The organism is Cellulomonas massiliensis JC225, assembly GCF_000312005.1.
Taxonomy (GTDB): domain Bacteria; phylum Actinomycetota; class Actinomycetes; order Actinomycetales; family Cellulomonadaceae; genus Cellulomonas; species Cellulomonas massiliensis.
In genome coordinates, this window is the sequence record NZ_HE978588.1 from 2,129,161 (window position 1) to 2,137,497 (window position 8,337).

The 8,337-nt window shown below is 74.6% G+C and carries 8 protein-coding genes and 1 pseudogene; all 9 read left to right on the forward strand.

Going from position 1 to position 8,337, the window contains the following annotated elements:
- On the forward strand, positions 1 to 2,155 hold a 2,155-nt coding region (locus HGCM_RS17920; protein WP_019136725.1), incomplete at its 5' end, for an Rne/Rng family ribonuclease.
- 178 nt (positions 2,156 to 2,333) lie between these two features.
- Entirely contained in the window at positions 2,334 to 2,642 is a 309-nt protein-coding gene (gene rplU, locus HGCM_RS10125) for a 50S ribosomal protein L21 (protein WP_026075399.1), read from the forward strand.
- 55 nt (positions 2,643 to 2,697) lie between these two features.
- Positions 2,698 to 2,955 (forward strand): 50S ribosomal protein L27, encoded by a 258-nt coding sequence (rpmA, locus tag HGCM_RS17925; protein WP_019136727.1) that lies wholly within the window; start codon positions 2,698 to 2,700, stop codon positions 2,953 to 2,955.
- 100 nt (positions 2,956 to 3,055) lie between these two features.
- The gene (gene obgE, locus HGCM_RS10135) at positions 3,056 to 4,579 is read left to right on the forward strand and encodes a GTPase ObgE (RefSeq protein ID WP_019136728.1); all 1,524 of its coding nucleotides are present in this window, start codon (positions 3,056 to 3,058) and stop codon (positions 4,577 to 4,579) included.
- A 63-nt stretch (positions 4,580 to 4,642) separates the two neighbouring features.
- A complete protein-coding gene (gene proB / locus HGCM_RS10140; protein ID WP_019136729.1) occupies positions 4,643 to 5,842 on the forward strand; it encodes a glutamate 5-kinase in 1,200 nt (399 codons plus the stop codon).
- A gap of 75 nt (positions 5,843 to 5,917) precedes the next feature.
- Positions 5,918 to 7,222, forward strand: coding sequence for a glutamate-5-semialdehyde dehydrogenase (locus tag HGCM_RS10145; RefSeq protein WP_019136730.1), 1,305 nt, complete (start codon positions 5,918 to 5,920; stop codon positions 7,220 to 7,222).
- 66 nt (positions 7,223 to 7,288) lie between these two features.
- The gene (locus HGCM_RS20120; RefSeq protein WP_019136731.1) at positions 7,289 to 7,444 is read left to right on the forward strand and encodes a hypothetical protein; all 156 of its coding nucleotides are present in this window, start codon (positions 7,289 to 7,291) and stop codon (positions 7,442 to 7,444) included.
- A gap of 20 nt (positions 7,445 to 7,464) precedes the next feature.
- Entirely contained in the window at positions 7,465 to 8,055 is a 591-nt protein-coding gene (gene nadD, locus HGCM_RS10155) for a nicotinate-nucleotide adenylyltransferase (RefSeq protein ID WP_019136732.1), read from the forward strand.
- A pseudogene (locus HGCM_RS20280) lies at positions 8,052 to 8,337 on the forward strand (hypothetical protein); the annotation flags it as partial. The gene nadD and the pseudogene HGCM_RS20280, both read left to right, overlap by 4 nt.

Below are 8,337 nucleotides of genomic sequence, written 5' to 3' on the forward strand. Positions count from 1 at the left end.
GCGCCGGCGCAACGACCAGCCGGAGCCGTCCGGCGAGGACGAGGGCGCGGCGGACGACGAGGGCACCGACGCGACCGAGCAGGACGACGCCGCCGACGACGACGAGCAGGAGGGCGGCTCGAGCCGCCGTCGGCGCCGTCGCCGCCGCGGCTCGCGCACGGGCGAGCAGGGCACTTCGGAGGAGGGGCGCCGCTCGCGCGCCTCGGACGAGGTCACCGCGCTGCGCGGCTCGACCCGGCTCGAGGCCAAGCGCCAGCGCCGGCGCGAGGGCCGCGACGCGGGCCGCCGCCGCCAGATCATCACCGAGGCCGAGTTCCTCGCCCGCCGCGAGTCGGTGGATCGCGCGATGGTCGTGCGCGAGCGCGGCGGCCGCACGCAGATCGCGGTGCTGGAGGACGGCGTCCTCGTCGAGCACTACGTGTCGAACCAGGCGCAGACCTCGATGGTCGGCAACGTGTACCTGGGCCGCGTCCAGAACGTGCTGCCGAGCATGGAGGCCGCGTTCGTCGACGTCGGCAAGGGCCGCAACGCGGTGCTGTACGCCGGCGAGGTCAACTGGGACGCGGCCGGCCTCGAGGGCCAGCCGCGCCGCATCGAGCAGGCGCTGAAGTCGGGCGACTCGGTGCTCGTCCAGGTCACGAAGGACCCGATCGGCCACAAGGGCGCGCGGCTGACGTCGCAGATCACGCTCGCGGGCCGCTACCTCGTCTACGTGCCCGGTGGCGGCATGACCGGCATCAGCCGCAAGCTGCCGGACACCGAGCGCAACCGGCTCAAGAAGATCCTGCGCGAGGTCGTGCCGGACTCCGCCGGCGTCATCGTCCGCACCGCGGCCGAGGGCGCGAGCGAGGAGGAGCTGCGCGCCGACATCGCCCGCCTCCAGGGCCAGTGGGAGGCGATCGAGAAGAAGTCGAGGAGCGCCTCGGCGCCTGCGCTGCTCCAGGGCGAGCCGGACCTGTCGATCCGCGTCGTGCGCGACATCTTCAACGACGACTTCTCCTCGCTCGTCGTGCAGGGCGACGAGGCGTGGTCGACCATCTCGACGTACATCGGCGAGCTCGCGCCCGACCTCGCCGGCAAGGTGAGCCGGTACACCGGCACCGGTGACGTGTTCGCCGACCACCGGATCGACGAGCAGCTCGCCAAGGGCATGGACCGCAAGGTCTGGCTGCCGTCCGGCGGCTCGCTGGTCATCGACCGCACCGAGGCGATGACCGTCGTCGACGTGAACACGGGCAAGTTCACCGGCTCGGGCGGCACGCTCGAGGAGACGGTCACCCGCAACAACCTCGAGGCGGCCGAGGAGATCGTGCGCCAGCTGAGGCTGCGCGACATCGGCGGCATGATCGTCATCGACTTCATCGACATGGTCCTCGAGTCGAACCGCGACCTCGTCCTGCGTCGTCTCGTCGAGTGCCTCGGGCGGGACCGGACGAAGCACCAGGTCGCGGAGGTCACGTCGCTCGGCCTCGTCCAGATGACGCGCAAGCGCGTCGGCCAGGGCCTCGTCGAGGCGTTCAGCGAGACGTGCGAGCACTGCCACGGTCGCGGCTTCATCGTGCACGAGGAGCCCGTCGAGAAGAACGCGCGCCCCGACGCGGGCGCCACCCAGCAGCCCGCCGAGGGCGAGTCGAAGCGCTCGCGCCGCAAGCGCGGCGCGAAGGAGCCCGCACCGGCGCCCCACGCGGGCGTGCCCGTCCTGCCGCAGGAGCGCGAGGCCGTCAAGGCGACGCTCGCGACGATCGCCGCGGCGGCGGCGCACGCGCACGAGGCCCACCACCCGGAGGGCCACGACGTGGCGGTCGAGGGCACGCTGACGCAGGTCGTCGTGCAGGACGCCGTGACCGAGGTCGTGCTCGAGGGCGAGGGGCGCGACGGCGCCCCGGAGCCCGCCGCGTCGGGTGCCGACGGGCACGAGGCCGAGGTCGTCGCCGACGTCGCCGCCGAGGCGGCCGCGGCGCAGGACCTCGCCCACGGCGTCGAGGAGCGGCTCGAGCTGACGCCGGTCGACCCCGACCTGTTCGCGGCGGACGCGGAGCCGGACGACGAGCCCGGGGCCGAGGCCCCGGGGGAGCCGGACGAGGCGGCGGACGACGTGGACGGGGCCCCGGACGGTGACGACCGGCACACCCCCGACGCCCCCGGCCAGGTTTGACCCTGCGGCGTGGGATCCGTAACCTAGAACGTCGGCGCGCCCGTGTGCGCGCCGACGAGCGTGCCGCAGCGGCGGCGTCGACGCGAACCCCGGAGCCTTGCTGCACCGGGTCGTGCGCGGGCGCGGAGCAGCGGTGAGAGCGACAGAGATTTTCGACCGAGCAGAGATGAGCAGCAACGTGGTGTACGCGATCGTGAAGGCCGGCGGCCGCCAGGAGAAGGTCGCCGTGGGCGACGTCGTCGTCGTCGACCGTCTCGCGGCCGGTGCCGGCGCGACCGTCGAGCTGCCCGCCCTGCTCCTCGTCGACGGCGAGAAGGTGACCACCGACGCCGCGGCGCTCGCCAAGGTCAAGGTCACCGCGGAGGTCGTCCGGGACGAGAAGGGCCCGAAGATCGACATCCTCAAGTACAAGAACAAGACCGGCTACCGCAAGCGCCAGGGTCACCGCCAGGCGCTGACCCGCCTCAAGGTCACCGGCATCAAGTGAGCGTCGCCGCGGCTCGCCGCGGTCGGGACATCAGAACGAGACGAAGGACGTCGTCATGGCACACAAGAAGGGCGCGAGCTCCTCGCGCAACGGGCGCGACTCGAACGCCCAGCGTCTGGGCGTGAAGCGCTTCGGTGGTCAGGTCGTCAAGGCCGGCGAGATCCTGGTCCGTCAGCGCGGCACGCACTTCCACCCGGGCAACAACGTGGGTCGCGGTGGCGACGACACGCTGTTCGCCCTCGCGGCGGGCTCGGTGCAGTTCGGCACGCGTCGGGGCCGCAAGGTCATCGACATCGTCGCCGCCGAGGTCTGACCGACATCAGCTTCAGGCGAAGGGGCGCACCGGTGCGGTGCGCCCCTTCGTCGTGTGACGATCGAGGAGCACCCGTCGGGGGTGCACGAAGGAGGCAGTCGTGGCGACGTTCGTCGACCGGGTCGTGCTGCACGCGTCCGGTGGGGACGGCGGGCACGGCTGCGCCTCGATCCACCGCGAGAAGTTCAAGCCGCTCGGCGGCCCCGACGGGGGCAACGGCGGCAACGGCGGCTCCGTGATCCTGCAGGTCGACCCGCAGGTCACGACGCTGCTCGAGTTCCACCACCTGCCGCACCGGCGCGCCGCGTCCGGCACGCAGGGGATGGGCGACCACCGCTCCGGCGGGACGGGCGAGGACCTGGTGCTCGGCGTCCCCGACGGGACGGTCGTGAAGTCGGCCGACGGCGAGGTGCTCGCGGACCTCGTGGGCACCGGCGCGCAGTTCGTCGTGGCTGCCGGCGGGCGCGGGGGTCTCGGCAACGCGGCGCTCGCCTCGCAGCGGCGCAAGGCCCCCGGCTTCGCCCTGCTGGGCGAGCCGGGCGAGGAGCTCGACGTCGTGCTCGAGCTCAAGACGATCGCCGACGTGGCGCTCGTGGGCTACCCGAGCGCGGGCAAGTCCAGCCTGGTCGCCTCGATCTCCGCCGCGCGGCCCAAGATCGCGGACTACCCGTTCACGACGCTCGTGCCGAACCTGGGCGTCGTGCAGGCCGGCTCGTCCCGGTACACCGTGGCCGACGTCCCGGGCCTCATCCCGGGCGCGTCGCAGGGCAAGGGACTCGGACACGAGTTCCTGCGGCACATCGAGCGCTGCGCCGTCATCGTGCACGTGCTGGACTGCGCGACCCTCGAGCCGGACCGCGACCCCCTCACCGACCTCGACGTCATCGAGGCCGAGCTCGCCGCGTACGCCGGCGACCTGCAGATCGAGGGCGGCCGCGTGCCGCTGACGGAGCGCCCGCGCGTCGTCGTGCTCAACAAGATCGACGTGCCCGAGGCCCGCGACCTCGCCGAGCTGGTCCGCCCCGAGCTGGAGCAGCGCGGGCTGCGCGTGTTCGAGATCTCGACCGCGAGCCACGAGGGCCTGCGCCCGCTGACCTTCGCGCTCGCGGAGATCGTCGAGCGGGCGCGCCGCGAGGCGCCCGCCCCCGAGGCGACGCGCGTGGTCCTGCGGCCCCGGGCGGTCGACGAGGCGGGGTTCACCGTCACGCGGCGCGAGTCGGGCGGCCAGGTCTGGTTCCAGGTGCGGGGCGTCAAGCCGGAGCGCTGGGTGCGGCAGACCGACTTCGCGAACGACGAGGCGGTCGGCTACCTCGCCGACCGGCTCGCGCGGCTCGGCGTCGAGGAGGCGCTCTTCACCGCCGGTGCGGTCGCGGGCGACGAGGTGCGGATCGGCCCGGAGACGAACGCGGTCGTGTTCGACTGGGAGCCGACCCTGCTCACGGGCGCCGAGCTCCTCGGCGGACCGCGCGGCACCGACCTGCGGCTCGAGGACCGGGCCCGCCCGACGCGCGGCGAGAAGCGCACCGAGTACAAGGAGCGCATGGACGCCAAGGCGGCCGCGCGCGCGGAGCTGTGGACCGAGCGCGAGTCCGGGCACTGGACGGAGCCGGCCGACGACGAGTGAGGCGTGCGTCCGGGGTGTGAATGTGGTCGACCGCCGCTCGCGTCGTGCGGGCACAATGCGCCCGTGAGCACGGGTACGCACGGCGCGGGGGACGACGTCGCACGGGACGGCCTCGAGCGCGTCCCGGCACCGTCGGGGCGCGAGCAGCTCCGCGACGCCGCGCGCGTGGTCGTCAAGGTCGGCTCGTCGTCGCTCACCACGCCCGACGGCCACCTCGACCCCGAGCGGCTGCGGGCCCTCGTCGACGTGCTCGCCGAGCGCCGCGCGGCCGGCCAGCAGGTCGTCCTCGTCTCGTCGGGCGCGATCGCCGCCGGGATCGGGCCGCTGGGCCTGCCGACGCGCCCGCGCGACCTGGCCACCCAGCAGGCGGCCGCCTCGGTCGGGCAGGGACTGCTCGTCGCGCACTACACCCGGGCTTTCGCGGCCCACGGGCTGCGCGTCGCGCAGGTGCTCCTCACGGCGGAGGACACCGTGCGCCGCGGGCACTACCGCAACGCGCACCGCGCGCTCACCCGGCTGCTCGACCTCGGCGTCGTGCCGGTCATCAACGAGAACGACGCGGTCGCCACGGACGAGATCCGGTTCGGGGACAACGACCGCCTGGCCGCGCTCGTCTCCCACCTCGTGCGCGCCGACGCACTGGTCCTGCTCACCGACGTCGACGCCCTCTACACCGGGCCGCCGTCGCGGGAGGGGTCCGTGCGCGTCGCGCGCGTCGACGGCCCCGGGGACGTGGAGGGCGTCGACGTCTCGAGCCGGGGCAGCGCCGTCGGGACGGGCGGCATGGTCACGAAGCTGGAGTCGGTGTCCATCGCGACGCAGTCCGGCACGCCCGTGCTGCTCACGTCCGCGGTGCGGGCGGGGGAGGCCTTCGCGGGCGCCGACGTGGGGACGTGGTTCGCCCCGACCGGTCGGCGGACGTCGGTCCGGCTGCTGTGGCTCGCGCACGCGGCCCGCACGCGCGGGCGCCTCGTCCTCGACGAGGGCGCGGTGCGCGCGGTCGTCGAGCGGCGCACCTCGCTGCTGCCGGCGGGGGTGACCGCGAGCGAGGGCGAGTTCGAGGCGGGGGACCCCGTCGAGCTCGTCGGGCCCGACGGCGCCGTCGTCGCGCGCGGCCTCGTGGCCTACGACGCCGGCGAGGTGCCCGCGCTGCTGGGCCGCTCGACCTCCGCGCTGCGCGACGACCTCGGCCCCGGCTACGACCGTGAGCTGGTGCACCGCGACGACCTCGTGCTCGTCCGGCGCCGGCGCGCGGCCCGCTGACGCGCCCGTCGGGGTGCCGCGACCGCGCGCTGGACGGCCCTGACCGGTCCCGGTGGCCAGGGCTACCCTGGCCGCATGACCGTGCTGGACACGCCTGACCCGATCGCCGCCGGCCTGTCGGTCGACGACCAGGTGCGCGAGGTCGCCCGGCGCGCCAAGGTCGCCTCCCGGCGCCTCGCGACGGCCAACCGCGCCACGAAGGACGCCGCGCTGCGCGCTCTGGCGGACGCGCTGGTGGCGTCGACCGACGAGATCGTCACGGCCAACGTGGAGGACCTCGAGCGCGGACGCGCGGCGGGTCTGAAGCCCGGTCTGCTCGACCGGCTCGCGCTCGACCCGGCGCGGGTGGCCGCGATCGCGGACGCGCTGCGCGAGCTCGCCGGCCTGCCGGACCCGGTGGGCGAGGTGGTGCGCGGCTCCACGCTGCCCAACGGCCTGCGCCTGCGGCAGGTGCGGGTGCCCATGGGCGTCGTCGGGATGATCTACGAGGCGCGGCCCAACGTGACCGTCGACGCCGCGGGGCTCGCGCTCAAGAGCGGCAACGCCGTCGTGCTGCGGGGCGGGTCCGCCGCGGCGCGCAGCAACGCCGTGGTGGTGGACGTGCTCCAGGGCGCGCTCGCGGCCCAGGGCCTGCCCCGCGACCTCGTGCAGTCGATCGACGCGTGGGGGCGCGAGGGCGCGGTCGCGCTCATGCACGCGCGCGGCCTGGTGGACGTGCTCGTGCCGCGCGGCGGGGCGGACCTCATCCGCACCGTCGTCCGGGAGTCGACCGTCCCGGTCATCGAGACGGGGGTGGGCAACTGCCACCTCTACGTCGACGAGAGCGCGGACCTCGCCGCGGCGCTGCCGATCCTGCTCAACGGCAAGACGCAGCGCGTGGGCGTGTGCAACGCGCTCGAGACGCTGCTCGTGCACCGCGCCGTCGCGGACGAGTTCCTGCCCGCGGCCGTCGCCGCGCTCGCCGACGAGGGCGTGACGGTGCACGGCGACGAGCTCACCCTCGAGCTGGCGCCGGAGGACGCGCCGACGGTGCCGGCGACGGACGAGGACTGGGCGTCCGAGTACCTCTCGCGGGACATCGCCGTGCGCGTCGTCGAGGACCTCGACGAGGCGCTGGACCACATCCGCACCTGGTCCTCCGGCCACACCGAGGTGATCGTCACGCAGGACCTCGCCGCCTCCGAGCGGTTCGTCGCCGAGGTCGACTCCGCGGCTGTCATGGTGAACGCGTCCTCGCGGTTCACGGACGGGGGCCAGCTGGGCCTCGGGGCGGAGATCGGCATCTCCACGCAGAAGCTGCACGCCCGGGGCCCGATGGGCCTGGCGGAGCTGACGACGACGAAGTGGGTCGTCCACGGGGACGGTCACGTCCGTCCCTGACGTGCGCCCCCGCGCCGCCCGTCCGTGCGACACTGGTACGACCCGTCACACCCAGGAGGTCCCGTCGTGCACGCTGCCCTGATCGCCGCCGCCGAGGAGGCGTCCGAGCACGTCAACGAGCTGCCGTTCTCGCCGGTCGTCTTCGGCGTGGGCGCCTTCGTCGGTCTCGTCGCCCTGCTGCTCGCGACGTACGCGTTCCGCAGCGTGGGCACGCGCCACTGACGGCGGCGGGACGCGAGCGGATGCCGCAGCGGCTGGGGGTGATGGGGGGCACGTTCGACCCCATCCACCACGGGCACCTGGTCGCCGCCAGCGAGGTCGCGGCGCGGTACGAGCTCGACGAGGTCGTGTTCGTCCCGACGGGGCAGCCGTCGTTCAAGCAGCACCAGGACGTCACGGTCGCGGAGCACCGTTACCTCATGACCGTCGTCGCCACCGCGTCGAACCCGCGCTTCACCGTGAGCCGGGTGGACATCGACCGCGCAGGGCTGACGTACACGGTGGACACGCTGCGGGACCTCAAGACGCAGCGCCCGGACGCCGAACTCTTCTTCATCACGGGTGCCGACGCGGTGGCGCAGATCCTCACGTGGAAGGATGCCGACGAGCTGTTCGACATGGCGCACTTCGTGGCGGTCACCCGCCCGGGCCACGCCCTGTCGATCGACGGGCTCCCTCGCGGTCGGGTGTCCCTGGTCGAGATCCCCGCGCTGGCGATCTCGTCGACGGACGTCCGGGCGAGGGCCCGGGGCGGCGCGCCCGTCTGGTACCTCGTGCCGGACGGCGTGGTGCAGTACATCGCGAAGCACAGGTTGTATCGAGGACTGTCATGACTGAACCGGAGCGGGTGCGCCGGCGCGACCTGCGCCGCGGCCCCGAGGACGAGGTGGCGCGGCCGACCGCCGCGACGCCGGCGCCCGCCGCCGACCCCGCGGGGATCGGCGGCCCCTCCGCAGCGCCCAGCTCCCGCCGGGCGCTGCGCGAGCAGGCGACGCAGGCACCCCCGCGCCCGCCGGCCGGTGGGCACCCCGCTGCTCCCGCCGGCCCGTCGCGGCCCGCGTCGGCACCGAGCTGGTCCTCCACGCCCGGCCGGCCCGCCGGCACCGCGCACGGGG